Raw genomic sequence first — 25,519 nt, forward strand, 5'->3', positions numbered from 1 at the left:
GCATGGCCTTCGCCGCCTTCGCCACGGGGCAGGCGGATCCTCAGGACGCTCCGGTCCGCCGGCGGTCGACGATCGCGCTGGTCCTGCTGCTGCCGGGCATCGCCTACATGCTGCTGTTCTTCCTGGCGCCGCTGATCTCGCTCGTGCTCACGTCCTTCCAGGCCGAGGTGCCGGACGGGGACATCGGCGAGTACGCCCCCGGCTTCGCCTGGCAGAACTACCTCGTGGTGATGGGCGACTACTGGCCACACGTGCTCCGCTCCTTCGGCTACGCGCTGATCGCGACGGTGCTCGCGCTGGTGATCAGCTACCCGCTGGCCTACTTCATCGGAGTGAAGGCGCGGCCCTGGCCGCTGCTGCAGAACCTGCTCCTCACGCTGGTGATCGCGCCCTTCTTCATCAGCTTCCTGCTCCGGACGCTGGCGTGGAAGCAGATCCTCGCGGACGAGAGCCCGCTCGTGCAGGCGCTCAAGGCCGTGGCGGTCCTGCCGAGCGACGGCCACCTCACGGGGACGCCGATCGCCGTGATCTTCGGCATCACCTACAACTTCATCCCGTTCATGACGATGCCGCTGTACACGACGCTCGAGCGCCTCGACGTGCGCTTCCTGGAGGCCGGGTCGGATCTCTACGCGCACCCCGCCTCCGTGTTCTGGAGCGTGACCGTCCCCCTGTCGATGCCGGGCATCGTCTCGGGCACGCTGCTGACGTTCATCCCCGCGGCGGGCGACTACATCAACGCGAGCCGGGACTTCCTCGGCTCGTCGCAGACCTCGATGGTGGGCAACGCGATCGAGGCGAACTTCCTCACGCTCGAGAACTACCCGGCGGCCGCCGCGCTCTCGATCGTGCTGATGGCCGTGATCCTGGTCATCGTCGGCTTCTACGTGAAGCGCAGTGGAACGGAGGACCTCCTGTGACCGCGACGGCCGACCGTCCGCTCGCGAGCGCCCAGGAGGCGCTCGGCGCGCCGCCCCCCGCCCCGATCCGGGGCCGCCGCCGCTTCCGGGGCCTCGGGCTCGGCGTCTACACGGCGCTGGCGCTGCTCTTCCTGCTCATCCCTATCGGGTACACCTTCGTCTTCTCCTTCAACGACTCGGGGAAGAGCAACCTCGCCTGGCGCGGTTTCACCCTCGACAAGTGGGTGTCGGCCTGGACCAGTGAAGAGGTGATGACCGCCTTCGGGAACAGCCTGCTGGTCGGTGTGATCGCCACCGTGCTGGCCACTGCGCTCGGCACCATGATCGCCATCGCGCTCGTGCGGTTCCGCTTCCGGTTCCGGTCGGCGATCAGCCTGCTGCTGTTCCTCCCCATGGCGACTCCGGAGGTGGTGCTCGGAGCCGGCCTCGCCGCGCAGTTCCTCAGCGTGGGCGCCGAGAAGGGACTGGTCACGATCGTGCTGGCGCACACGATGTTCTGCATCAGCTTCGTCGTGGTCACCGTGAAGGCGCGGGTGGCGAGCCTGGATCCGAAGCTGGAAGAGGCGGGACGCGACCTCTACGCGTCGCCGAACCAGGTCTTCTGGCGGATCACCTTCCCGCTGCTGCTGCCCGGCATCCTCGCCGCGGCGCTGCTCTCGTTCGCGCTGAGCTTCGACGACTTCATCATCACGAACTTCAACTCCGGATCGGTCACCACGTTCCCGAAGTACATCTACATCGCGGCGGCGCGCGGCATCCCGGCGGAGGCGAACGTCATCGCGTCGGCGGTGTTCGTCCTGGCGATCCTCGTGGTGGTGATCACGCAGGTCTCCGCGGCGGCCCGGGCGAAGCGCCTCACGCGCGAGCAGTAGCTCAGGGTGTGCCGGGAGGTGCGGTCAGACGTAGGAGGCACGGATCGCGCCGACCGGGCGCCCGCCGCCCGACACGACCGGGTTCAGCCGCACCAGCACGTCGTTCGCCGCGGTCCGGTCCACCGCGTCCGCCTCGACCAGGAGCTTCAGCGCGACCACGGTCGCGGCGCGCAGGCTCCCGTCGAGGATCTTCAGGGCGACGGTGGTGCCGTCGGGCGAGGCCATCACGAGCACGCCCTCGGCGCCGAGCTTGGCGACCAGGCCCAGGCGCTCGATCACGACGGTGTTGTCCCGGCCCGGGCCGTCGATCGCCCACGCGTTCTCGAGGATCGCGGCCGTGAGGACGCCGGCCTGGCGGTAGAGGCCGAACGGTGAGGCGGGGGAGGAGGACACGATCCGCGAGACGCCCTTCGCCAGCGCGGTCAGAGGAAGGGCGTGCACGGGAGCTCCGCAGCCGTCGATCCCCGAGGCCACGACGCGCTCGCCGGTGAGGCGCTCGATCGTGTCGACGATGTGCTGCTGCAGCGGGTGCGTCCGCTCGAGGTAGTCCTCGGTGCTCCAGCCGTTCTGCACGCAGGCCAGCAGCATCGCCGCGTGCTTGCCCGAGCAGTTCATGTAGAGCGGGTCCGGAGTCGCGCCCGCCCGCAGCAGCTGAGCGCGGGTCCCGGAGTCGCCGGGCCAGTCGGCCGGGCACTGCAGGGCGGTGTGGTCCAGGCCGGCGCGGAAGAGCAGGTTCTGCACCAGCGCCACGTGCTGGGGGATGCCGGCGTGGCTCGCGGTGGCGATGACCGCCTCCGCGCCGTTCAGCTCGACTCCGGCGGTCATCACCGCGAGGGCCTGGAACGGCTTGAGGCAGGAGCGGGGGAAGACGGGAGCCGTCGGGGTGCCGAGGCTGCGGGCGACGCGGCCCTCGGAGTCGAGGAGGACGGCGGAGCCGGCGTGGCGCGACTCGACGAACCCGGATCGCTCGACGACGGCCAGCTCGACGGACTCGGCGACGGTGAAGGTTCCTGCTGGCATCCCCCCATCCTGCCCGATGCGCCGACCGGTCCCGCGCTCCCGGAGACGCCGAAGGCCACCGGGGAGCTCCTCGGCGCCCGCGGTGGCCTTCGGAGGATCGCGCCTAGAGGGTGGCGAACGCGTCGGCGATGACCGACACGGCGTCGTCGAGCAGCTCGTCGGTGAGGGCGAGGCTCGGCAGGAAGCGGACCACGTTGCCGTAGGTGCCGGCGCTCAGCACGAGGACCCCGTGCTGGGCGGCGTAGTCGATGATCGCCTGGACCGCGACGGCGTTCGGCTCCTTCGTGGTGCCGGCGGTGCCGGGCTGCACGAGCTCCATCGCCATCATCGCGCCGATGCCGCGGACGTCGCCGATGATGTCGTAGCGCTCCTGCAGGCCTCGCAGCGCCGCGCCCAGGCGGGCGCCGATCCGGTCGGCCTCGGCGAGGAGGCCCTCGCGCTCGATGCGCTCGAAGACCGCGACGGCGGCGGCGGCGGCGACGGGGTTCCCGCCGAAGGTGCCGCCCAGTCCGCCGGCCTGCGCCGAGTCCATGATCTCGGCGCGACCCGTCACGCCCGCGAGCGGCAGGCCGCCGGCGATGCCCTTGGCCGAGAGGACGAGGTCGGGGACGAGGCCGAGGTGCTCGCTGGCGAACCAGGCGCCGGTGCGGGCCATGCCCGACTGGATCTCGTCGGCGACGAAGACGATGCCGTTGGCCGTGCACCACTCCTGCAGTGCCGGGAGGAAGCCGTCGGCGGGGACCATGAAGCCGCCCTCGCCCTGGATGGGCTCGGCGACGAGGCAGGCCAGGGCGGACGCGCCGACGGTCTTCTCGAGGTACGAGATCGCGCGCTGGGCGGCCTCGGCTCCCGACAGGCCGTCGTGGTACGGGTACGAGCTCGGCGCACGGTGGACGTCGCTGGCGAAGGGTCCGAAGCCCAGGCCGTAGGGCAGCGCCTTGAAGTTCATGGCCATCGTGAGGTTCGTGCGTCCGTGGTACGCGTGGTCGAGCACCGCGACGCCGGGGCGGCCGGTGTGCTTGCGCGCGATCTTGACGGCGTTCTCGACCGCCTCGGCACCGGAGTTGACCAGGACGGTCTTCTTGGCGAAGTCGCCGGGGGTGTGCTGGGCCAGCAGCTCCGCGACGCGGATGTAGGGCTCGTACGGAGTGACGGTGAAGAGGGTGTGCGTGAGGCGCGCGAGCTGCTCCGCGGCGGCCGCGACGACGGAGTCGTCGGTGTGCCCGATCGTCGTCACGCCGATGCCGGCGCCGAGGTCGATGAAGCTGTTGCCGTCGACGTCGACCAGGATCGCGCCGTGCGCGCGGTCGATGTAGACGGGGAGCGCGGTGCCGACGCCGGTGGGCACGACGGCGAGGCGGCGCTCGTGCAGGGCCCGGGATCGCGGCCCGGGGATCTCGGTCGCGACGCGCCGCTCCTGGGGGACTGCGGACGTGGGAACCTGGGGGGCGAGCGTGTCTGTCATGGTCCTCGGAGTCTACCCGCGGGGGTTCCGCGTCCAGAGGTCCAGACCGGCGCGACCGGCCTGATCCACCGCCGTCGAGGAGGAGCCCGATGAAGTCCGAGCACGAGTACGCGGTGTCCGTCGTCTGGGAGGGCGACCGGGGCACCGGCACGAGCGGCTACCGCGAGTACGGGCGCCAGCTGACCGTCACGGCGGAGGGCCCGGCGCCCATCCTCGCCTCGGCCGACACGCCCTTCCGGGGCGACGCCGACCGCTGGAACCCGGAGCAGCTGCTCCTCGCGGCGCTCGCGCAGTGCCACCTCCTCTCCTACCTGCACGTGGCGGTCAAGAACGGAGTCGTCGTCACCGGCTACACGGACGACGCGGTGGGCTCGATGCTGCAGGAGGGGGAGAGCGGCCGCTTCACCTCGGTGACCCTCCGGCCCCGCGTCACTGTCGCCGAGGAGTCGATGGTGGCGATCGCCCAGACGCTGCACGCCGAGGCCTCCCGGCTCTGCTTCATCGCCAACTCGGTGAACTTCCCCGTCTCCCACGAGCCGGAGGCGTCCGCGCGCTGAGGCTCAGCGGCGCTCGTGCGGGAGCGCCCGGCGGATGCGCTCGACCGTGGTCGTCGGCGGCGACTCGTTGTACGCACCGGCGAGCTCCTGCCCGGAGAGCGCGTGGACGGCCGCCATCACCTCGTCGGTGGCGTGGCGTCGGGCGCGGCCGGAGTCGGCGGAGCCGTGCCGCGAGAGGTCCAGCGGAGCCCCGAAGCGGACCGTGATCCGGTGCAGGCGCGGCACCCTCGTGCCCACCGGCTGGAGCTCCTGCGTGCCGATCATGCCGACGGGGACCACCGGCGCGCCCGTGGTGAGGGCGAGCCACGCCACTCCGGTGCGGCCCTTGTAGAGGCGCCCGTCGCGGGAGCGGGTGCCCTCGGGGTAGACGGCGAACGCCTCGTCCCGCTCGAGGATCGCCCGGCCGAGGTCCAGCGCCTCCTGAGCGGCCTGGCCGGCGCCGCGCTCGACCGCGACGGCTCCGACGCTCGTGAAGAACGCGCGCGAGAGGGCGCCCCGCACGCCGGTCCCCGTGAAGTAGTCCGACTTGGCCAGGAACTGCACCGGCCGCGGGGCGAGCAGCGTCAGCACCGGGGAGTCGATGAACGAGAGGTGGTTGGCCGCCAGGATCACGCGTCCCTCGGCCGGGACGTTGTCGCGCCCCTCCACGATCGGCCGGTAGACCAGCCGGCCGACGCCGCCGATGGACAGGCGCGCCAGACGCGCGGAGAGGCCGATCCCCGGGGGAGTCGGCCTCTCGTGGTCGTCGTCGATCCGCATTCCGACGAAGCTACCGGGGCGTCCATGCCGCTCCGGTCATGCGGCGGATCAGCCGAACTGGGCGAGCGCCTCCTCGATGACCGTCGCAGCGTCGTCGATGAGCTCCTCGCTGATGACCACGCTCGGCATGATCCGCAGCACGCTGTCCCAGCTGCCCGCGTCGAGGACGATCACGCCGTTCGTGGTGGCGTGCTTCAGGATCGCGGTGAGCGCCTCCGGGTACTGCTTCTTCGTGCCCGGGTGGACGAGCTCGACGCCCCACATGGCGCCCTTGCCGCGGACCTCGCCCACGACCGCGAAGCGCTCGGCCCAGTCGCCGATCCGCGCCTGCAGCAGGCGCTCGACCCGCTGCGCCTCCTCCAGCAGGCCCTCGGACTCGATCGCCTCGAACGTCGCGAGCGCCGCGGCGGTGGAGACGGGGTTGCCGCCGAACGTGCCGCCGATGCCGCCGGGCTGCACGGCGTCCATGATCTCGGCGCGGCCGGTGACGGCGGCGAGCGGGAAGCCGCCGGCGATGCCCTTGGCCGTCGTGATGAGGTCCGGGACCACGCCGTGGTGCTCGATGGAGTACCAGGTGCCGGTGCGGGCGATGCCGGCCTGGATCTCGTCCGCGACGAGGACGATGCCGTTCTCGGTGCAGAACTCGGACAGGCGGCGGAAGTAGCCCGGCGCCGGGATGATGATGCCGCCGTCGCCCTGGATCGGCTCGACGAAGAGCGCGGCCAGCTCCTGCGCGCCGATGTGGGTGGTGATGTAGTCGATGGTGCGCTCGGCCGCCTCCTCGCCCGTCATGCCCTCGGGGTCGCGGAACGGGTAGCTGATCGGGAGGCTGTAGATCTCTCCCGGGAAGGGGCCCATGCCCGCGCGCTCCGGCCAGGGGCGGTAGGTCATCGCCATCGTGAGGTTGGTGCGGCCGTGGAAGGCGTGGTCGAGCGTCGCGATGGCGCGGCGGCCGGTGAACTTCCGCGCGATCTTGACGGCGTTCTCGACCGCCTCCGCGCCGGAGTTCACCAGGATCGAGTGCTTCTCGAAGTCCCCGGGGGTGATCTCGGCGAGCTTCTCGGCGACCCGGACGTAGTTCTCGTACGGAGTGACGGTGAAGAGGGTGTGCGTCAGCTTCTCGGCCTGCGCGGCGGCCGCCGCGGCGACCGCGGGGTGCGCGTGGCCGATGGTGGTCACTCCGATGCCGCAGCCGAGGTCGATCAGGCGGTTGCCGTCGACGTCGACCAGGACCGCGCCCGACGCGTGGTCCATGTAGATGTTCGCGAGCGTCCCGGCGCCGCGGGAGACGCTGGCGACGCGGCGCTCCTGGAGGGCGACGGAGCGCGGGCCGGGGAGCTCGGTGACGAGCTCTCGGGACTGGGGGACCGAGAATTCACGCATTCCCCGATGGTAGGCCTGGGACCGTTCGAGGACCCGCACCCAGCGCGTTGCGAGGCGCGCCGTGCAGGATGGAGGCGATCCCCGAACGTCCACCGGCCGCCGCCGGTCACGAAAGGTGCCCCTGTGCGCAGAACCCTCGCGATCCTCGCCGTCCTCGGCGCCTCCCTGAGCCTGGCGGCCTGCACCCCCGGGGAGCCGGATGCAGCGCCGTCCGCCTCCGCCACCCCGCTCGGCTGCGCGACCGAGGGCGAGGCGACCGCCGCGGTGCAGACCAGCGGCGATTTCGCCACCAAGCCGGTCACCGTGTTCCCCAGCCCGGTCAGCGTGGACGTCACCGAGCGCTCGGTCGCGATCGAGGGCACCGGCGAGGAGGTCGCCGAGGGCGACACCGTGCTGGTCGACTACACGCTCTACAACGGGACGAGCGGTGCCGAGTTCTCGGCGAGCAGCTACGCGTCCGGTGGCCGCGCGGCCTTCGAGGTCGACACCGACCAGTACCTCGCCGGCCTCGTGAAGGCCGTCAACTGCGCGACCGTCGGCTCGCGCGTCGTCGCCGTCGTTCCCCCGGCCGACGCGTTCGGCGACGCCGGGCAGAGCCAGTTCGGCATCGCCGCGACCGACTCGATCGTCATGGTGATCGACGTCGAGCAGATCGTGCCGACCGCCGCCGACGGCGAGCCGCAGCCCCCGGTCGACGGCCTGCCGACGGTGGCGCTCGCCGAGGACGGGGCGCCCACCGTCACCATCCCCTCGACCGACCCGCCCGCCGACCTGCAGCTCGCCGTCCTCAAGAAGGGGAGCGGCGCGACCGTGGCCGACGGCGACCAGCTGATCGTGCAGTACCAGGGCGTGGTCTGGGGCACCGGCGAGGTGTTCGACCAGAGCTGGGGGAAGCCCGCTCCCGCCGCCTTCGGCACCGGCGACGTGATCGAGGGCTTCAAGGAGGCCGTCGTCGGCCAGACCGTCGGCTCGCAGGTGCTGGTCACCATCCCGCCGTCGAAGGGCTACGGCGACCAGGGCAACCAGAACGCGGGGATCAGCGGGACCGACACCCTCGTCTTCGTGGTCGACATCCTCGCCATCAGCTGACCGGGAGGCGCTGGGTGCTCCGTGCCAGGATGGGCGGATGCGCAGGGTCATCATCCTCGGCTCGACCGGGTCCATCGGCACGCAGGCTCTCGACGTCATCGGCGCGAACCGCGAGCGGTTCGAGGTCGTCGGCCTCGCCGCCGGCTCGAACCGGGCGGCGGTCGCCGAGCAGGCGTCCGCGTTCGGCGTCGAGCACACGGCGTTCGGCGCGGAGGAGGCCGAGCAGCTGATCCGCTCGGTCGACGCGGACGTCGTGCTGAACGGGATCACCGGCTCGGTGGGGCTCGGCCCGACGCTCGCGGCGCTCGAGGAGGGCAGGACGCTCGCCCTCGCCAACAAGGAGTCGCTGATCGTCGGCGGCGAGCTCGTCACCTCGCTCGCCGGTCCCGGCCAGATCGTGCCGGTCGACTCCGAGCACTCCGCGATCGCCCAGGCCCTCCTCGCGGGCGAGCACCGCGAGGTCCGCCGCCTCGTGCTGACCGCGTCCGGCGGGCCGTTCCGGGGACGCGACCGCGCCTCCCTCCGCGACGTCACCCCGGCGCAGGCGCTCGCGCACCCGACCTGGGACATGGGCCTGGTCGTCACGACCAACTCCTCCACCCTGGTCAACAAGGGGCTCGAGGTGATCGAGGCGCACCTGCTCTTCGACGTCCCCTACGACCGGATCGACGTCACCGTGCACCCGCAGTCGGTGATCCACTCGATGGTCGAGTACGTCGACGGCTCGACGGTCGCCCAGGCCTCGCCGCCGGACATGCGGCTCCCGATCTCGCTCGGCCTCGACTGGCCGCATCGCGTCGCCGGGGTCGGCGTCCCGCTCGACTGGACCCGCTCCCACTCCTGGACGTTCGAGCCGCTGGACGAGGAGGCGTTCCCCTCGGTCCGGCTCGCGAAGCGCGTCGGGGAGGCGGGCGCCTCCTACCCGGCCGTGTTCAACGCGGCGAACGAGCAGGCCGTGCAGGCGTTCCACGCCGGGCGGATCGGCTACCTCGACATCCTCGAGACGGTGGAGGCGGTGGTCGACGCGCACAGCGTCGACGGCGTGCTGACCCGCGAGTCGCTGGCCGCGGCGGAGGAGTGGGCGCGCCGCACGGCGGACGAGCGGATCGCCGGAGTCTGACCAGGGGTCATCCGGACGGGCTCCGTCTCCGCGGACCCGTGTCGGCGGACGTCGCTCCGCTGATCCGCTCGGCCGCGGAGTTCATCGGATCCATGCAGGCGCACCCCAGCGTGGACGGGCGGGCCCGGCCTACAGTGTGTCGGTGGAATCCGTGCTGCTCTTCGTCCTCGGCGTCGTCATCATCGCCGTCGGCGTCGCCCTCTCCATCGCCCTGCACGAGGTCGGGCACCTCCTCCCCGCCAAGCTGTTCGGGGTCAAGGTCACGCAGTACATGATCGGGTTCGGGCCGACCCTCTTCTCCCGGCGCCGCGGCGAGACGGAGTACGGCGTCAAGGCGATCCCGCTCGGCGGCTACATCGCCATGATCGGCATGTACCCGCCGAAGCACCCGGGGGACCGGCCCACGGAGTCGAGCACCGGCTTCTTCAACGGCCTGGCGTCCTCCGAGGCCCAGCTCGAGGAGCCCCGGCGCGGCGCCTACGCCACGATGATCGACGAGGCCCGCGCCGCCAGCGCCGAGACGATCGGCGACGGCGAGGACCACCGCGCGTTCTACCGGCTCCCCGTGTGGAAGCGCGTGATCGTCATGGCCGGCGGCCCCTTCATGAACCTCGTGATCGCCACGGTCCTCTTCACCGTCCTCCTCTGCGGCATCGGGATCCCGCAGAGCACCAGCACCCTCGCCGCGGTCTCGCAGTGCGTGGTCCCGGAGTCGCAGCGCGCGACCGCGACCTGCACCGCCGACGACCCGCTGGCACCCGGAGCCGCGGCCGGCCTGCTGCCGGGCGACACGATCACGGCGATCGACGGCACTCCGGTGAGCACCTGGAACGACCTGACCCCGATCATCCAGCGCTCCGCGGGCGTCCCGCTCAGCGTGTCCGTCCAGCGCGACGGCGCCCCGCTGACCCTCACGATCACCCCCGCCGAGAACGAGGTCGCGGTGACCGACGCGAACGGCGCCCCCGTCACCGACGCCTCCGGTGCGATCGAGACGCAGACGGTCGGCTTCATCGGCATCTCGCCCACGTCGGCCCTCGCGCAGCAGCCGGTCACCGCGGTGCCCGAGACGGTCTGGTCGAACATCACCAGCGTCGCCCATGTGATCCTCAACCTGCCGCAGCGCCTCATCGACGTCGCCCAGGCGGCGTTCGGCTCGGAGGCGCGCGACGCCAACGGCCCGATCAGCGTCGTCGGAGTCGGCCGGATCGCGGGCGAGATCGCCGCCTCCGACCAGCTCCCCGTCGTGTCGAAGGTGCAGACGATGGTCGGCGTCCTCGCCTCGCTCAACGTCGCCCTCCTCGTCTTCAACCTGGTGCCGCTGCTCCCCATGGACGGCGGCCACATCGCCGGCGCCCTCTGGGAGGGCCTGCGCCGCCGGATCGCCAAGCTCTTCGGACGCCGCGACCCCGGCCCCGTCGACATCGCCCGCCTGCTCCCGCTCACCTACGTCGTCGTCCTCGTCCTCGGCGGCATGAGCGCCCTCCTCATCTACGCCGACATCGTCAAGCCGATCACGCTGTTCTGAGTTGGATACCACGCCGGGCCTCGCCCGGCGTGGCGCGGTCGGCTTCTCGGGGTGGGGCGTGGGTGGAGCGGGGTGCGGGCGGCTGGGGCCGGTCGCTCGGACGGGATCGGCGGTTCGGCTCGGGAGCGAGGCGACCGCGGATCGTCGTGCGGTCTCGGGCTGAGAGCAGGTGCGGTGGACGGGTTCCGAGGCGCGCAGGAGGGGCGGCGGCTGGGAAGGTGCGGCGAGCGGACGAGGGGTCCCGCGGCGCGCGTACGATGGGGCGCGTGCCAGCAGTGAATCTGGGTCTTCCCAAGGTCCCCATGACCCTCGCCCCCCGCCGCAAGTCCCGCCAGATCAAGGTGGGCAAGGTGCTCGTGGGCGGTGACGCGCAGGTCAGCGTCCAGTCGATGTGCACCACACCGACGACGAACATCAACGCGACCCTCCAGCAGATCGCCGAGCTCACCGCGTCCGGCTGCGACATCGTCCGCGTCGCGGTGCCGAGCCGCGACGACGCGGAGGCGCTGCCGATCATCGCCAAGAAGAGCCAGATCCCGGTCATCGCCGACATCCACTTCCAGCCGAACTACGTCTACGCCGCGATCGACGCCGGCTGCGCCGCGGTCCGCGTGAACCCCGGCAACATCCGCAAGTTCGACGACCAGGTCGGCAAGATCGCCGCCGCCGCGAAGGCCGCCGGCGTCTCGATCCGCATCGGCGTCAACGCCGGCTCGCTCGAGCCGAGCATCCTGCAGAAGTACGGCAAGCCCACCCCCGAGGCCCTCGTCGAGAGCGCCGTCTGGGAGGCCAGCCTCTTCGAGGAGCACGACTTCCACGATTTCAAGATCTCGGTCAAGCACAACGACCCCGTCGTCATGGTGAAGGCCTACCGCCAGCTCGCCGAGCGCGGCGACTGGCCCCTCCACCTCGGCGTCACCGAGGCCGGCCCCGAGTTCCAGGGGACGATCAAGTCCGCCACCGCCTTCGGCATCCTCCTCGGCGAGGGCATCGGCGACACCATCCGCGTGTCCCTCTCGGCCCCGCCCGCGCAGGAGGTCAAGGTCGGCCTGCAGATCCTCCAGTCGCTGAACCTCCGCGAGCGCAAGCTCGAGATCGTCTCCTGCCCCAGCTGCGGCCGCGCGCAGGTCGACGTCTACACGCTCGCCAACGACGTCACCGCCGGCCTCGAGGGCATGAGCGTCCCGCTGCGCGTCGCCGTCATGGGCTGCGTCGTCAACGGACCCGGCGAGGCCCGCGAGGCCGACCTGGGCGTCGCCTCCGGCAACGGCAAGGGCCAGATCTTCGTCAAGGGCGAGGTCATCAAGACCGTCCCCGAGGCCGAGATCGTCCAGACCCTCATCGAGGAGGCCAACCGCCTGGCCGCCGAGATGCCGGCCGACGACACCTCGACCGGAGCCCCGGTCGTCACCGTCGGCGCGAACTGACGGCGCGGGGCGGATCGACGTGGTCCGCCCCGCACTGCGCCTCGCGCTCGTGGTCGTCGCCGCCGCGCTCCTCGCCTCCGGTGTCGCCGCGCTCCGCAGCGGCCCGTCCTCCGAGGCCGGCGAATGCATCGACAGCCGCAGCCCGCAGGACCCCTTCGGCTGCGACCGCTGGGTGCTGACCGCGGCCGAGGGGGAGACCCCGTACACGGCCTGGGTCGAGGACGCCCGCGTCCGCCTCCGCTCCGAGAGCGTCGGGGGTGCGCCGACCCTGGTCGTCGGCACCGGCTGCCTCGTGGTCAGCGCCGCCTACCGGATCGCCGACGGCGTGCTGATCCCCGGCGACGAGGTGACCGGCTCCGACACCTGCTCCGACACGCCGAGCCCCGAGGCCATCCGGCTCCGGGCGCTCCTCTCCGGCCCGATGACGATCGGCGGCACCCCCGACGACGTGCTGCTGGACGGCACGGGCGGAGCGGTCGTCTTCTCGCGGATCCCCGACTGAGGCTCCCGGCGCCCTCGCGAGCCGGGGGAGCGCAGCGGATAGGATCGTCCCTCGTGGTCACCCGTCTCTCGCATCTGTTCGTCCGCACGCTCCGGGAGGATCCCGCCGACGCCGAGGTCGCGGGCCACCGCCTCCTCGTCCGCGCGGGCTACATCCGCCGTCAGGCGCCCGGCGTCTTCGCCTGGCTGCCGCTGGGACTGCGCGTCAAGCGCCGCATCGAGCGGATCATCCACGAGGAGATGGAGGCCGCCGGCGCCCAGGAGGTGCACTTCCCCGCGCTCCTGCCCCGCGAGCCCTACGAGCTCTCGGGCCGCTGGACCGAGTACGGCGACGGCGTGTTCCGCCTGAAGGACCGCAAGGACGCCGACTACATGCTGGCTCCCACGCACGAGGAGTTCTTCACGCTGCTCGTGAAGGACCTCTACTCCTCCTACAAGGACCTGCCCCTGTCGATCTACCAGATCCAGGACAAGTACCGGGACGAGGCGCGGCCCCGCGCGGGCCTCCTGCGCGGCCGCGAGTTCACGATGAAGGACGCGTACTCCTTCGACTACACCGACGCCGGCCTCGACGCGAGCTACCAGCGCCAGCGCGACGCCTACGAGCGGATCTTCGCCCGTCTGGGCCTGGAGTACGTGATCGTGCAGGCCGACGCCGGAGCGATGGGCGGCTCCCGGAGCGAGGAGTTCCTGCACCCCACCCCCGTCGGCGAGGACACCTTCGTCCGGTCGGCGGGAGGGTACGCGGCGAACGTCGAGGCGTACCGCACGCCCGTTCCCGCGGCGCTGCCCGTCGAGGGCCTGCCCGAGGCGCGCGTCTTCGACTCGCCCGACACCCCGACCATCCAGACCCTCGTCGACCTGGCGAACGCGACGCAGCCCCGCCCCGACGGCCGCGCCTGGACCGCCGCCGACACCCTGAAGAACGTCGTCCTCGCGCTCACCGCGCTCGACGGCACCCGCGAGCTCGTGATCGTCGGCCTGCCCGGCGACCGCGACGTCGACCTCAAGCGCGCCGAGGTGGCCTTCGCCCCGGCCGAGGTCGAGGCCGCCACCGCGGAGGACTTCGCGAAGCACCCCGGACTGGTCAAGGGCTACATCGGACCCTGGTCGGCCGAGGGAGCCGTCCTGGGCGAGGAGTCGGCGACCGGCGTCCGCTACCTGCTAGACCCGCGCGTGGTCGACGGCACCGCCTGGATCACCGGGGCCAACGTCTCCGGGCAGCACGTCCTCGACCTGGTCGCCGGCCGCGACTTCCACGGCGACGCCACCGTCGAGGTCGCGGACGTCCGCACCGGCGACGAGGCGCCCGACGGCTCGGGCCCGATCGAGACCGCCCGCGGCATGGAGATCGGCCACGTCTTCCAGCTCGGCCGCAAGTACGCCGACGTCCTCGGGCTGAAGGTGCTCGACGAGAACGGGAAGCTCGTCACCGTCACGATGGGCTCCTACGGCATCGGCGTGACCCGCATCCTCGCCATCATCGCCGAGGCCACCCACGACGACCGAGGACTGCTCTGGCCCGCGAACGTCGCGCCGTTCGACGTGCACGTCATCGCGACCGGCAAGGACGCGGCGGCTCTCGAGCTCGCCGAGTCGGTCGGCGCCTCCCTCGAGGCCGCCGGCCGCGACGTGCTGATCGACGACCGCCCGAAGGTCTCGCCCGGCGTCAAGTTCGGCGACGCCGAGCTGATCGGGGTGCCCGTGATCGTCATCGCGGGCCGAGGAGCGGCCGACGGGATCGTCGAGCTGTGGGACCGCCGGTCCGGCGAGCGCGAGCAGCTCCCGGTCGCCGAGGCGCTCGCCCGGCTGGGCGCCTAGACCCGACACGCCGAGGGCCCCGCCACCGCTTCCCGTGGCAGGCGGGGCCCTCCGTGCGTCGGCAGGATCCGCGGGTGGAACCCCGGGCCGCGTCGGGTACCCTTGAGGGCTGATCCGGGTGAGAGCCCGGCAGGCGAACGACCGCGGTCACCACCGCGGCATCCAAGTGAATAGAGAGAAAGGCCCGCCCGTGGACATCGACCTGAGCGTTCTGCGACTCATGGAGCGCGAGCGCGAGATCCCCTTCGAGGAACTCGTGCAGATCATCGAGCAGGCGATCCTGACCGCCTACCTCAAGCACATCGGCCAGGCCGACGATGCCGACAAGGCCACCGCCGTCGACGCGCGAGTGCACCTCGACCGCAAGACCGGTCACGTCTCGGTCTTCGTGCCCGAGCTCGACGAGGAGGGCGCCGTCGTGGGCGAGGCCGAGGACTCCCCGCGCGACTTCGGCCGCATCGCCGCCTTCGCCGCGAAGCAGGTCATCAACCAGCGCCTGCGCGACATCGCCGACGAGCACGTGCTCGGCGAGTTCAAGGGCCGCGAGGGCGACATCGTCGCCGGCGTCATCCAGCAGGGCCCCAACCCGCGGATGATCCACGTCGACCTCGGCTCCATCGAGGCGATCCTCTCGCCCGAGGAGCAGGTGCCCGGCGAGGACTACAGCCACGGACGCCGCATCCGCGTCTACGTCACGAGCGTCGGCCGCGGACCCAAGGGCCCGTCGGTCCAGGTGTCCCGCACCCACCCGTCGCTGGTGCGCAAGCTGTTCGCCCTCGAGGTCCCCGAGATCGCGTCCGGCGTGGTGGAGATCGTCTCCCTCGCCCGCGAGGCCGGCCACCGCACCAAGATCGCGGTGCGCGCGACCGAGCCCGGCGTGAACGCCAAGGGCGCCTGCATCGGCGAGCTCGGCCAGCGCGTGCGCGCGGTGACCGCCGAGCTCAACAACGAGAAGATCGACATCGTCGACTACTCCTCCGACCTGCCGACCTTCGTCGCCAGCGCGCTCTCGCCCGCCAAGGTGACCAGCGCGTTCGTGATCGACCAGAGCCTCAAGGCCGTCCGCGCGCTCGTCCCCGACTACCAGCTCTCGCTCGCCATCGGCAAGGAGGGCCAGAACGCCCGCCTCGCCGCCAAGCTGACCGGCGCGAAGATCGACATCCAGCCCGATTCGGTGATGGACGGGGAGTGATGCCCGAGCATCGGCCGTGCGGGGGAGCGGTCCCGGAGGGGAGGGAGTAGAGTGGAAGCCGTCAGAACGTGCGTCGGCTGCCGTCTGCGCGCCCCCCGGGCCTCTCTTCTGAGGCTGGTCCTCCACTCGAACGTCCTCGCGGTAGACCCGCGTGCCGTCCGTCCTGGTCGGGGAGCGTGGCTCCACGACACAGCCGACTGCTACGAGCTCGCGGTCAAGCGCCGCGCGTTCGGAAGAGCGTTCCGGACACGCGAGAGCGTGGACGCGAGCGAGCTGGAGCAGTACATCGCACGATCCGACCGGCTCGGCCCCTCGACCGGAGGGGCCGGAGCAGCGCACGATCACACCATAGAGAACAGGCAGAACGGCCCGTGAACTGATCATGAGCGAAGACTGATGAGCGGCTCGAAATGAGACCCGTCCGTTCGTGACGCCTGCCCCCGTCTTGGGTGCAGGCCCAAGACAGGAGAGAAGTGGCAAAACCACGCGTACACGAGATCGCATCCGAACTGGGTGTCGATAGCAAGGTCGCACTTGCGAAGTTGAAGGAGCTCGGCGAGTTCGTCAAGGGCCCGTCCTCGAGCATCGAACCCCCGGTGGCGCGCAAGCTCCGCCAGGCCCTCCAGGGCCAGGGCGGTTCCTCCGCGGGAGCGTCGGCGACCCCGGCCGCCCCCGCCGCCGGCGCCCGTCCCGGGGCCCCGCGCCCCTCCGGCGCGCGTCCGTCCGCGCCCACGCCCGGACCGGCCAAGCCGCCCGCTCCGGCGCCGGCACCGCCGATGTCGGTCGCCGAGCGCCAGGCCCAGGCTCAGGCCGCCCAGGAGGCCGCGGCCGCTCAGCGCGCTCAGGCAGCCAAGGACGCGCCCGCCGAGGCCGCCGCTCCGGCTCCGACCGAGGCCCCCGCGGCTCCGGCCGCCGCCGAGAAGCCGGCGTCCGGCGCGACCCCCGGCGGACCCAAGCCCGTGACCCCGCGTCCGGCTCCCGCCGCGAACACCCCGCGCCCCGGCGGCGCCTCGGGCGGCTCCAACCGCCCCGGCGGCACTCCGCGCCCGGGCAACAACCCGTTCGCCAGCAACCAGGGCATGGGACAGCGTCCCGCCGCCCCGCGCCCCGGCAACAACCCCTTCGCCAGCTCGCAGGGCATGGGATCGCGTCCGACCCCGGGTAACATCCCCCGCCCCGCTGCTCCGCGCCCCGGCGCGCCCCGACCCGGCGGACCCGGCATGGGCCAGCGCCCCGCCGGCTTCGGCCAGCGTCCCGGCGGACCCGGCGGCGGAGCAGGACGTCCCGGCGGTGCCGGTCGTCCGGCCGGCGGCGGCTTCCAGCGCCCCGGCGGCGCTCCCGGTGCCGGTGGCGGCTTCGCCCCGCGTCCCGGTGGCGGCGGTCGCGGTCGCGGCCCCGGCGGTGGAACCGCAGGAGCCTTCGGTCGCGGTGGCGGCAAGAGCAAGGCCCGGAAGTCCAAGCGCACGAAGCGTCAGGAGTTCGAGCTCAGGGAGGCCCCGTCGCTCGGCGGCGTCAGCGTCCCCCGCGGCGACGGCAGGACGGTCATCCGTCTGCGCCGCGGCGCGTCGATCTCGGACTTCGCCGACAAGATCGAGGCCATGACCGGCGTGCCGGTGCCCCCCGGCAACCTGGTCACCGTCCTCTTCGCCCTCGGCGAGATGGCGACGGCCACCGAGTCGCTCGACGAGGCCACCTTCGAGGTGCTCGGCTCCGAGCTCGGCTTCAAGATCCAGGTCGTCTCGCCCGAGGACGAGGACAAGGAGCTCCTCGAGGGCTTCGGTCTCGACCTCGAGCAGGAGCTCGACGACGAGACGGACGAGGACCTCGAGATCCGTCCGCCGGTCGTCACCGTCATGGGTCACGTCGACCACGGAAAGACGCGCCTGCTCGACGCGATCCGCAACGCCAACGTCGTCGCCGGCGAGGCGGGCGGCATCACGCAGCACATCGGTGCGTACCAGGTCGTCGCGGAGCACGAGGGCATCGAGCGCCCGATCACCTTCATCGACACCCCGGGTCACGAGGCGTTCACCGCCATGCGAGCCCGCGGTGCCCAGGTCACGGACATCGCGATCCTCGTGGTCGCGGCGGACGACGGCATCATGCCGCAGACCATCGAGGCGCTGAACCACGCCCAGGCGGCCAACGTGCCGATCGTGGTCGCGGTGAACAAGGTGGACAAGCCCGACGCCAACCCGGCCAAGGTGCGCCAGCAGCTCACCGAGTTCGGGCTCGTCGCCGAGGAGTACGGCGGAGACGTCATGTTCGTCGACGTGTCGGCTCGCGCGGGCACCGGCATCCAGGACCTCCTGGACGCCGTGCTGCTCACCGCGGACGCCGGTCTCGACCTGCGCGCCAACCCCAACAAGGAGGCGCGCGGAGTCGCGATCGAGGCGAAGCTCGACAAGGGACGCGGTGCGGTCGCGACCGTGCTCATCCAGTCGGGAACGCTGCGCGTCGGAGACGCGATCGTCGCCGGAACGGCCTACGGCCGCGTCCGTGCGATGGCGGACGAGAACGGCAACGCCGTCCTCGAAGCCGTGCCGTCGCGTCCGGTGCAGGTGCAGGGACTCTCGTCCGTGCCCCGCGCCGGCGACACCTTCCTCGTCACCGAGGAGGACCGCACGGCCCGTCAGATCGCCGAGAAGCGCGAAGCCGCTCAGCGCAACGCCCTGCTGGCCAAGGCCCGCAAGCGCATCTCGCTCGAGGACTTCACCCGTGCTCTCGAGGAGGGCAAGGTCGAGTCGCTCAACCTCATCATCAAGGGCGACGTGTCCGGTGCCGTCGAGGCGCTGGAGGAGTCGCTCGTCAAGATCGAGGTCGACGACTCGGTGCAGCTGCGCATCATCCACCGCGGCGTCGGTGCGATCACGGAGTCGGACGTCAACCTCGCGACGATCGACAACGCGATCATCGTGGGCTTCAACGTCCGCCCCGACCCGAAGGCCCGCGAGCGCGCTGCTCGAGAAGGAGTGGACATCCGCTTCTACTCGGTCATCTACAACGCGATCGAAGAGGTCGAGAACTCGCTCACGGGCATGCTCAAGCCCGAGTTCGAGGAGGTCCAGTCCGGTGTAGCCGAGATCCGCGAGGTGTTCCGCTCCTCCAAGTTCGGCAACATCGCGGGTGTCATCGTCCGCTCCGGCACGATCACCCGCAACTCGAAGGCGCGCGTCATCCGTGACGGCGTTGTGGTCGGGGACAACCTGGCCATCGAGTCGCTGCGTCGCTTCAAGGACGACGTCACGGAGGTCCGTACGGACTACGAGGCCGGTATCGGTCTCGGAAAGTACAACGACATCCAGATCGGCGACGAGATCGAGACGATCGAGATGAAGGAGAAGCCGCGAGGCTGATCCGTTCCACTGGAAGGCCCGGGTCCGCCCGGGCCTTCCGGCGTCTCACGGCGCTGTTCGTGCGGGATCGGGAGGGGACTCTCGTCCTCTCGCGCCCTGCGGAAGGAATCGGGGGCCGCCGGTGTCCCGGAGGTGCGGACCCTCCAGCGGGCGCTTCCGCACCCCCGGGTGCGGGAGACCGACCCCGATCAGGCGCTCCTGTCTCGGTGGGTGCGCCCGCTGAACGAGCAGCTCGCGAGCAGCGCGCCTGCGGGCGACGTCCGGCTCCCGATCCAGCACCTGAGCCTTCCCACCCCGGTCCCCGAGGATCCGGGGGGCGGACCCGCACTCCCTCCGATCGCGGGCACGGGTGGGGTGCCTCCTCGCGGCTCCTGGCCGGGCCTGGCGGGCGGGCCGCAGGCCCGCGGGAGGGAGCCGCGAGGAGGCACCCCACCCGCGCCGTCGCAGACGCGCGGTCGAGGGGCATCACGCCCTAGAAGCAAGGCCCCCTCGGACGCGACCGGTCGTCCGGGCGGAGAGTGGTTGAATGGCGAGCTGAACGGTTCGCCGAGAGAGATGTGAGGACCAGCCATGGCAGATCCGGCCCGGGCGAGGAAGCTCGCCGAACGTATCCAGGTGATCGTCGCGAAGCGGCTCGAGCGCGGTCTCCGCGACCCGCGCCTCGGCTTCGTCACCATCACCGATGTCCAGGTGACCGGCGACCTGCAGCGCGCCTCGGTGTTCTACACGGTCTACGGCACCGATGAGGAGCGCGCCGATTCGGCCGCGGCCCTCAAGGCCGCCACCGGCATGCTCCGCACCGAGGTGGGCAGGAACATCACGTCCCGGCTCACGCCGTCGCTCGAGTTCATCCTCGACGCGGTGCCCGAGAACGCGAAGCACATCGAGGATCTGCTCGCCGCCGCGCGCAGCCAGGATTCGCAGGTGCAGTCGCTCGCCGCTCAGGCGGACTACGCCGGCGACGCCGACCCCTATGTGAAGCCCCGCGAGGACGACGAGGACTAGGCGCCGAGCCCGAACACCGCGGAGCCCGTGGCGACGTCGACCGATTCCAGGACGACGACGACACGGGCTCCCGGCGTGAGCGGGGCCGGGAGGTCGACGGTGATCTCCGGGTCGAGCAGCTGCACCGAGGAGCGGGTGCGCGCCGAGGAGACGACGATCCCGCTGAAGGAGGCTCCTTCGCGGCCGCGGAGGACGGCGGCCTCGACGATCGCGGTCGCCGCACGGGAGGCGGCTCCGGCCCGGCGGTCGCTCGCGACGAGGAGCGGCGGGAGCAGGGGCAGCGCCTCGCGCAGCTGCGACGGGATCGTTCCGCCCCGGGACACCGCGAGGCAGACGGCGAGGCCGAACCGGTCGACCAGGCGCCGCAGCGGCGCGGTGACGTGCGCGTACGGCGCGGCGAGGGCCGCCTGCGCGGGATGCTCCGGCGGGGCGCCGTCGAAGGCGGTGTAGCCGGCGCCGCGGAACAGGCTCGCCGCGGCGTACATGATGGCGAGCTGGGCGGGGTCGGCGGTGTCGAGGCGGCGCAGGTAGGCGCCGTAGGCCTCCTCCTCGGGCCACGGGACGCCGAGCGCCGCGGCTCGGGAGCGGAAGGCCGCGACGGTGGCGGGGTCGGCCTCGGGCATGGTCCGGAGGATGCCCACCCCCGCGTCGAGCATCATCGTCGCCGCCGCCATGCCGGTCAGCAGCGAGACCTGGGCGTTCCAGCCCTCGACGACCAGGGGAGCGCGGCGCTCGACCCGGTAGCCGCCGTCGGCGGCGACGATCTCCTCCTCGGGCAGCGTCAGGCTCGCTCCTCCGCGCTCGGCCTCGCGCGCCAGGCGCTCGCGTCCGAACCAGGGGAGGAGGGCGAGGGAGGGGTGCGGATCGCCCGCGTCGACGCTGCGCTGCACGCCCTCGTAGTCGAGCCGGGCCACGCTGCGCACGAGCGCCCGCTCGAGGTGCACCGAGCGCGGCTCCGCCCGCTCGTCGAGGGTCAGCGTCCAGACCAGCGCTCGGCGCGTCTCGTCCGGCAGGAGCGACGCGGTCCCCTCGGAGAGGACCGCGGGGTGCAGCGGGACGCGGCCGTCCGGGAGGTAGTAGGTCTGGCCGCGGCGGCGCGTCTCGGCGTCGAGCGCTCCGCCGGTGCGGACGACCGCGGGCACGTCCGCGATGGCGTAGCGGAGGACGACGCCCTCCGACGTGCGCTCCAGGTGGAGGGCCTGGTCCAGGTCGAGCGAGCCGGGCGGGTCGATCGTCACGAAGGGGAGGTCCGTCCGGTCGACGCGGTCCTCGTCGTCCGCTCCGGCGTCCGCGTGCTCGGCCTCGGCCAGCGCGGCCGGCGGGAACGGGCCGGGCAGGTCGTTCTCGACGCGGACCGCGGCGAGGGCGCGCTGGACGTCCTGGGCGAGGTCGACGTCGAGGGCGCGCTCGACGGCGGCGTCGGGGCGGGGGAGGCGGAGGCGGCGACCGGTCACGGCGCCGACCCTACCCGCCTCCTCCGACGCGGACGGCGGTCGACGGGCCCTCAGGAGCCGGGGAGGAGGTAGCCGTCCTCCGGGCCGCCCGTCGCCAGGCCGTCGGCGAGGAGCCCGGCCAGGGCGCGACCGCGCTGGTCGGCGTCCGGCCAGAGAGACTCCACCTCGGCCGCGGTGACCGGGCCGTGCGCGGCGCGGAGCTCGGCGAGGATGAGGCCGCGGACCTGGCGGTCCGAGCCCTCGAACCGCTTCTGCTTCGCCTTCACGGGCCCGGTGTGCTCGGGGTACCCCTCCGCCCGCCAGCGGCAGAGGTCGCGGATCGGGCACTCGTCGCAGCGCGGAGCGCGGGCGGTGCAGACGATCGCCCCCAGCTCCATCGCGCCCGCGTTGAAGGCCGCCGCCTCGGAGAGCGACTCGGGCAGCAGCGCCGACATCGCAGCGAGGTCGGCCCTCGCGCGGGGCGGGCCGGGCTCCGCCGCTCCGTCGACCGCGCGCGCGCGGACCCGGCGGACGTTGGTGTCGACCACGGGGTGCCGCCTCCCGTAGGCGAACACGGCGATGGCGCGGGCGGTGTAGTCGCCGATGCCGGGCAGCGCGAGGAGGGTCTCGACGTCGTCGGGGACCACGTCGCCGTGCTCCTCGGCGATCGCCACGGCACAGGCGTGCAGGCGCAGGGCCCGCCGCGGATAGCCCAGGGACTGCCAGGCGCGCACCGCCTCGCCGGGAGGGACGGCGGCGAGAGCGGAGGGTGTCGGCCAGCGCTCCAGCCACTCCGCCAGACGCGGGACGACGCGGACCACCGGGGTCTGCTGCAGCATGAACTCGCTGACGAGCGTGCCCCAGGCGGGGAAGCCCTCGCGGCGCCACGGCAGGTCGCGGGCGCTCGTGCGGAACCAGGCGGTGATCGCGTCGGCGAGAGGGTCGGAGGGCATCAGCCCACACTAGGCGGCGGCGCGTATCGTGGGCGGATGACCAGGTGGGCTCCGCAGAAGGCCGATGTGCTCGACGCTCTCGCGGCGGAGGTGCTGCACAACTACGGGCGCGGACGGGTCAAGGTCGGGATCGACGGCGACGACCCCGCGGTGAGCGCGGCGTTCGCGCTCGACCTCGCGGCGGCGCTCCGCCGGGCCGGCAAGGACGCGATCGTCGCGCACCTCGCCGACTTCCGACGTCCCCGCGCCGATCGGGACGACCCCGCCGTGCCCGACGAGCTGCGCTCCTACGCGGCCGGGTACGACTACGAGCTCCTGCGCCGCGTGCTGCTCGATCCGTTCACCCTCGGCGGCAGCACCGGGTTCGTGCTCGCGGGCTTCGACGCGGTGCGCGACGAGGCGCGGCAGGCGCGCTGGCGGACCGCCGGCCGCGACGCGGTGCTGCTTGTCGACGGCGAGTTCGCCCTCCGGCCGGAGCTGCGCGGCGCGTGGAGCACCAGCATCCGCCTCGACACGCAGGAGCCGCCGGTGGACGCGGCGTACCGCGCCACGACGGACCCGCGCCGGCTGGCGGGGATCCTCGTCGACATCCGCGATCCGGAGCAGCCCCGGCGCCTCTTCGCCGACTCCTGCTGAGCCTCGGGACGGAGGCCGCCGCCGCGGGCGGCGTCCGTCCGACAGGGCCGCGGGCTCAGACCAGGGCGGCGCGGCGCACGACCTCCGCCGGCGGCACGAAGGCGCCCGCCCGCTCGACCTCGTGCACCAGGTCGACCAGCAGCTGGTTGACCGGTGCCTCGCGCCCGCCGCGGTGAGCGGTGCGGACCACGGCCCCGGCCAGGTGGTCGATCTCGCTCGGCACTCGGCGGCGGACGCTCTGCAGCGTCGACCCGGGGTTCGGCACCTCGCCCATCCGCGCGGCCATCCGGCGGGGGAGCAGCTCGACCAGGGGCAGGGGAGCGGCGGCCAGGGCGCGGACGGACGTGTTCGAGAGTCCCTGCAGCGAGCCGAAGCGGACGCCCGACGCGAGGCCCGTCCGGGCGGCCTCGCGCATCGACCGGGCGAGGACGCGCCGCAGCCCCGGATCGTCGATCGTCTCCTGGACCGAGAGCCCGGTGATCGCGGGCAGGGCGTTGACCTCGTTGATCAGCAGCTTCGTCCACTGCGCTCCGGTGAAGTCGTCGGTGACGGCGGTGGGGACCGCCTCGCCGAGCACGGCGGCGGCCCGTCGCACGTCGTCGTCGGCCGGGCGGCCGGGGACGCCGAGCGTGGTCGTGGCAGGAGCCGTGACGGTGACGCGGCCGGGTTCGAGGTGGCTCGCGGCGAAGAGGGCGAGAGCACCCACGAGCCGGGCGTCGCGCACCTGCCGGGCCGCCGCGGTGAGTCCGTCCAGTCCGTTCTGGACGACGACGACGAGGGTGCCGTCGACCGTGCGGCGGTTGGTGCGCAGCGCGTCCTCGGCGTCCTGCGCTTTCGTGCAGACGAAGGCGAGATCGGGCACCAGATCGAGGGACTCGCCGCAGCGGACCCAGGCGGTGTGCTCGCCCCACGCCCCGTCGAGCCGGATCCCCGACCGGCGGATCGCGGTGAGGTGGTCGCCTCGGGCGGTGACCTCGACGTCGTGCCCGGCGCGGTCGAGAAGGGCGGCGATGGTGCCGCCGACGGCGCCTGCTCCGAGTACTGCGATCCTCATCCGGACAGCCTAGGACGGGCGGGGGAGGGCTCCGGCTCCACCCCGGGAGTACTCCCGATCCGTCCGTGTATCCTCGCACCCGTGCTCGAGACCCCCGCCCCGGCTCCGAACGGGATCCTCCTGCTGGACAAGCCCGGCGGCATCACCAGCCACGACCTCGTCTCGCGGACCCGCCGTCGCGCGGGGACCCGCAAGGTCGGCCACGCGGGGACGCTCGATCCGATGGCGACCGGGCTGATGATCCTCGGTCTCGGCCCCTCGACGCGCCTGCTCACCTACCTCGTCGGCCTCGACAAGCAGTACGAGGCGACTATCCGGCTGGGCTCCTCCACCACCACCGACGACCAGGAGGGCGAGGTGCTCGCCTCGGCGGAGCCCGCCCTCGTCGCGGCCCTCGCCCCGGAGTCGGTGTCCGACGCGATCGCGGCCCTCACCGGAGCGATCGAGCAGGTCCCGAGCACGGTCAGCGCGATCAAGGTCGACGGCCGCCGCGCCTACGCCCGCGCCCGCGACGGCGAGGAGGTCGTGCTCGCCTCCCGCCCCGTGACCGTCTCGGAGTTCGCCGTCCTGGCGAGCCGCCCGGTCGAGGGGTTCCTCGACCTGGACGTGCGCGTCACCTGCTCCTCCGGCACCTACATCCGCGCGCTCGCCCGCGACCTGGGCGCGTCCCTCGGAGTCGGCGGCCACCTGACCGCGCTGCGGCGCACCGCGGTCGGCCCCTTCTCCGTGGCGCAGGCCGGCGAGATCGACGAGCTCGACGTCCCCGCCGCGCTCCTGCCGCCGACGCTCGTGGCGGGCGAGCTGTTCCCCCTGCTGCGCCTCGACGCCCAGGAGGCGGGCGATCTCGCGAACGGCAAGCGCATCCCGGCCCCGGAGGCGGTGGCGGGAGCGAAGGGCCTCCTCGCCGCGGTCGGCCCGGGGGAGCGGCTGATCGGCCTCGCCGAGCGGCGCGGCACCCAGCTCAAGAGCGTCGTCAACTTCCCGACCGAGGACCTGCGGACGGCCGCCTCGTGATCGAGTGGTTCACGATCCTCCAGGTGGGGATCGCCGTCGCGGCCGGCCTGCTCTGCCTCGTGCTCGGGCTGCTCGCCCGCCGTCCCTCGGACGTCTCGGTCGGCGCGACGGCGATCGTCGAGCTGCTGCTGATCGTCCAGCTGGCGGTCGCGATCGTGTCGCCGCTGGTCGGCAACCGACCGTCGGGGAGCCTGCCGGAGTACTACATCTACCTGATCTCGGCGCTGCTCCTGCCGCTCGCGGCCGGGTTCTGGGCGCTCATCGAGCGGAGCCGCTGGAGCACCGTGATCCTGGGCGTCGCCTGCCTCTCGATCGCGGTCATGGTCTACCGGATGCACCAGATCTGGTTCTTCCAGAGCGCCTGATCGGGCCCGCCACCGGGCCCGGCCCGGCGAGCGCCTAGCATGGACGTGC

The 25,519-nt window shown here is 72.7% G+C and carries 23 protein-coding genes; 16 read left to right on the forward strand and 7 right to left on the reverse strand.

Features of this window, described 5'->3' with window-relative positions; genetic code table 11:
- Positions 1-2 precede the first annotated feature (2 nt).
- The gene (locus C5C69_RS04780) at positions 3-920 is read left to right on the forward strand and encodes an ABC transporter permease (protein ID WP_104232694.1); all 918 of its coding nucleotides are present in this window, start codon (positions 3-5) and stop codon (positions 918-920) included.
- 65 nt (positions 921-985) lie between these two features.
- Positions 986-1,792, forward strand: a complete 807-nt coding sequence (locus C5C69_RS04785) for an ABC transporter permease (RefSeq protein ID WP_181067749.1) — start codon at positions 986-988, stop codon at positions 1,790-1,792.
- A gap of 24 nt (positions 1,793-1,816) precedes the next feature.
- On the opposite strand, the gene C5C69_RS04790 is transcribed toward C5C69_RS04785, so the two are convergent.
- Positions 1,817-2,812, reverse strand: a complete 996-nt coding sequence (locus C5C69_RS04790) for an asparaginase (RefSeq protein WP_104223039.1) — start codon at positions 2,810-2,812, stop codon at positions 1,817-1,819.
- A 103-nt stretch (positions 2,813-2,915) separates the two neighbouring features.
- Positions 2,916-4,277 (reverse strand): 4-aminobutyrate--2-oxoglutarate transaminase, encoded by a 1,362-nt coding sequence (gene gabT, locus C5C69_RS04795; RefSeq protein WP_104223040.1) that lies wholly within the window; start codon positions 4,275-4,277, stop codon positions 2,916-2,918.
- 89 nt (positions 4,278-4,366) lie between these two features.
- Here gabT and C5C69_RS04800 point away from each other — a divergent pair, with 89 nt between their 5' ends.
- Entirely contained in the window at positions 4,367-4,834 is a 468-nt protein-coding gene (locus C5C69_RS04800; protein WP_104232692.1) for an OsmC family protein, read from the forward strand.
- Between the two features lie 3 nt (positions 4,835-4,837).
- On the opposite strand, the gene C5C69_RS04805 is transcribed toward C5C69_RS04800, so the two are convergent.
- Together C5C69_RS04805 and C5C69_RS04810 are read right to left on the reverse strand one after the other, a co-directional pair.
- Positions 4,838-5,593 (reverse strand): 1-acyl-sn-glycerol-3-phosphate acyltransferase, encoded by a 756-nt coding sequence (locus C5C69_RS04805; protein WP_104223042.1) that lies wholly within the window; start codon positions 5,591-5,593, stop codon positions 4,838-4,840.
- A gap of 48 nt (positions 5,594-5,641) precedes the next feature.
- The gene (locus C5C69_RS04810; RefSeq protein ID WP_104232691.1) at positions 5,642-6,976 is read right to left on the reverse strand and encodes an aminotransferase class III-fold pyridoxal phosphate-dependent enzyme; all 1,335 of its coding nucleotides are present in this window, start codon (positions 6,974-6,976) and stop codon (positions 5,642-5,644) included.
- A gap of 123 nt (positions 6,977-7,099) precedes the next feature.
- Here C5C69_RS04810 and C5C69_RS04815 point away from each other — a divergent pair, with 123 nt between their 5' ends.
- The 10 genes from C5C69_RS04815 to rbfA all read left to right on the forward strand — a co-directional run bounded on the left by C5C69_RS04815 (position 7,100) and on the right by rbfA (position 20,015).
- Positions 7,100-8,065: an FKBP-type peptidyl-prolyl cis-trans isomerase gene (locus tag C5C69_RS04815; protein WP_181067725.1), complete on the forward strand. Its 966-nt coding sequence runs from the start codon at positions 7,100-7,102 to the stop codon at positions 8,063-8,065.
- Positions 8,066-8,102: 37 nt separating this feature from the next.
- Positions 8,103-9,185 (forward strand): 1-deoxy-D-xylulose-5-phosphate reductoisomerase, encoded by a 1,083-nt coding sequence (locus C5C69_RS04820; RefSeq protein WP_104232689.1) that lies wholly within the window; start codon positions 8,103-8,105, stop codon positions 9,183-9,185.
- A 142-nt stretch (positions 9,186-9,327) separates the two neighbouring features.
- Positions 9,328-10,713, forward strand: coding sequence for an RIP metalloprotease (locus C5C69_RS04825; RefSeq protein ID WP_258062217.1), 1,386 nt, complete (start codon positions 9,328-9,330; stop codon positions 10,711-10,713).
- Between the two features lie 266 nt (positions 10,714-10,979).
- Complete coding sequence (ispG, locus tag C5C69_RS04830; protein ID WP_173244694.1) at positions 10,980-12,140, forward strand: flavodoxin-dependent (E)-4-hydroxy-3-methylbut-2-enyl-diphosphate synthase; 1,161 nt, start codon at positions 10,980-10,982, stop codon at positions 12,138-12,140.
- A 19-nt stretch (positions 12,141-12,159) separates the two neighbouring features.
- The gene (locus C5C69_RS04835) at positions 12,160-12,642 is read left to right on the forward strand and encodes a hypothetical protein (RefSeq protein WP_104233797.1); all 483 of its coding nucleotides are present in this window, start codon (positions 12,160-12,162) and stop codon (positions 12,640-12,642) included.
- 53 nt (positions 12,643-12,695) lie between these two features.
- The gene (locus C5C69_RS04840) at positions 12,696-14,462 is read left to right on the forward strand and encodes a proline--tRNA ligase (protein ID WP_104225179.1); all 1,767 of its coding nucleotides are present in this window, start codon (positions 12,696-12,698) and stop codon (positions 14,460-14,462) included.
- 190 nt (positions 14,463-14,652) lie between these two features.
- Complete coding sequence (nusA, locus tag C5C69_RS04845; RefSeq protein WP_104225180.1) at positions 14,653-15,654, forward strand: transcription termination factor NusA; 1,002 nt, start codon at positions 14,653-14,655, stop codon at positions 15,652-15,654.
- A 51-nt stretch (positions 15,655-15,705) separates the two neighbouring features.
- Complete coding sequence (locus C5C69_RS04850; protein WP_104225593.1) at positions 15,706-16,029, forward strand: YlxR family protein; 324 nt, start codon at positions 15,706-15,708, stop codon at positions 16,027-16,029.
- 98 nt (positions 16,030-16,127) lie between these two features.
- On the forward strand, positions 16,128-19,010 hold the full coding sequence (gene infB, locus C5C69_RS04855; protein WP_104233796.1) for a translation initiation factor IF-2: 2,883 nt from the start codon (positions 16,128-16,130) through the stop codon (positions 19,008-19,010).
- 570 nt (positions 19,011-19,580) lie between these two features.
- The gene (gene rbfA, locus C5C69_RS04860) at positions 19,581-20,015 is read left to right on the forward strand and encodes a 30S ribosome-binding factor RbfA (RefSeq protein WP_104257416.1); all 435 of its coding nucleotides are present in this window, start codon (positions 19,581-19,583) and stop codon (positions 20,013-20,015) included.
- Here rbfA and C5C69_RS04865 read toward each other — a convergent pair.
- Both C5C69_RS04865 and C5C69_RS04870 read right to left on the reverse strand, forming a co-directional pair.
- On the reverse strand, positions 20,012-21,469 hold the full coding sequence (locus C5C69_RS04865; protein WP_104233794.1) for a ribonuclease catalytic domain-containing protein: 1,458 nt from the start codon (positions 21,467-21,469) through the stop codon (positions 20,012-20,014). The two genes, rbfA and C5C69_RS04865, sit on opposite strands and share 4 nt — an antisense overlap.
- Positions 21,470-21,519: 50 nt before the next feature.
- Positions 21,520-22,401, reverse strand: a complete 882-nt coding sequence (locus tag C5C69_RS04870) for an A/G-specific adenine glycosylase (RefSeq protein ID WP_104233793.1) — start codon at positions 22,399-22,401, stop codon at positions 21,520-21,522.
- Positions 22,402-22,437: 36 nt separating this feature from the next.
- On the opposite strand from C5C69_RS04870, the gene C5C69_RS04875 reads away from it, so the two are divergent.
- Complete coding sequence (locus C5C69_RS04875) at positions 22,438-23,037, forward strand: hypothetical protein (protein ID WP_146080927.1); 600 nt, start codon at positions 22,438-22,440, stop codon at positions 23,035-23,037.
- A 55-nt stretch (positions 23,038-23,092) separates the two neighbouring features.
- On the opposite strand, the gene C5C69_RS04880 is transcribed toward C5C69_RS04875, so the two are convergent.
- On the reverse strand, positions 23,093-24,091 hold the full coding sequence (locus tag C5C69_RS04880) for a ketopantoate reductase family protein (protein WP_104233791.1): 999 nt from the start codon (positions 24,089-24,091) through the stop codon (positions 23,093-23,095).
- 81 nt (positions 24,092-24,172) lie between these two features.
- Here C5C69_RS04880 and truB point away from each other — a divergent pair, with 81 nt between their 5' ends.
- Both truB and C5C69_RS04890 read left to right on the forward strand, forming a co-directional pair.
- Complete coding sequence (gene truB / locus C5C69_RS04885; protein ID WP_104223057.1) at positions 24,173-25,105, forward strand: tRNA pseudouridine(55) synthase TruB; 933 nt, start codon at positions 24,173-24,175, stop codon at positions 25,103-25,105.
- Entirely contained in the window at positions 25,102-25,470 is a 369-nt protein-coding gene (locus tag C5C69_RS04890; protein WP_104223058.1) for a hypothetical protein, read from the forward strand. Before truB ends, C5C69_RS04890 begins: the two co-directional genes overlap by 4 nt.
- Positions 25,471-25,519: the final 49 nt, after the last annotated feature.

It is taken from the genome of Rathayibacter sp. AY1C7, from assembly GCF_002931865.1.
Taxonomy (GTDB): Bacteria; Actinomycetota; Actinomycetes; order Actinomycetales; family Microbacteriaceae; genus Rathayibacter.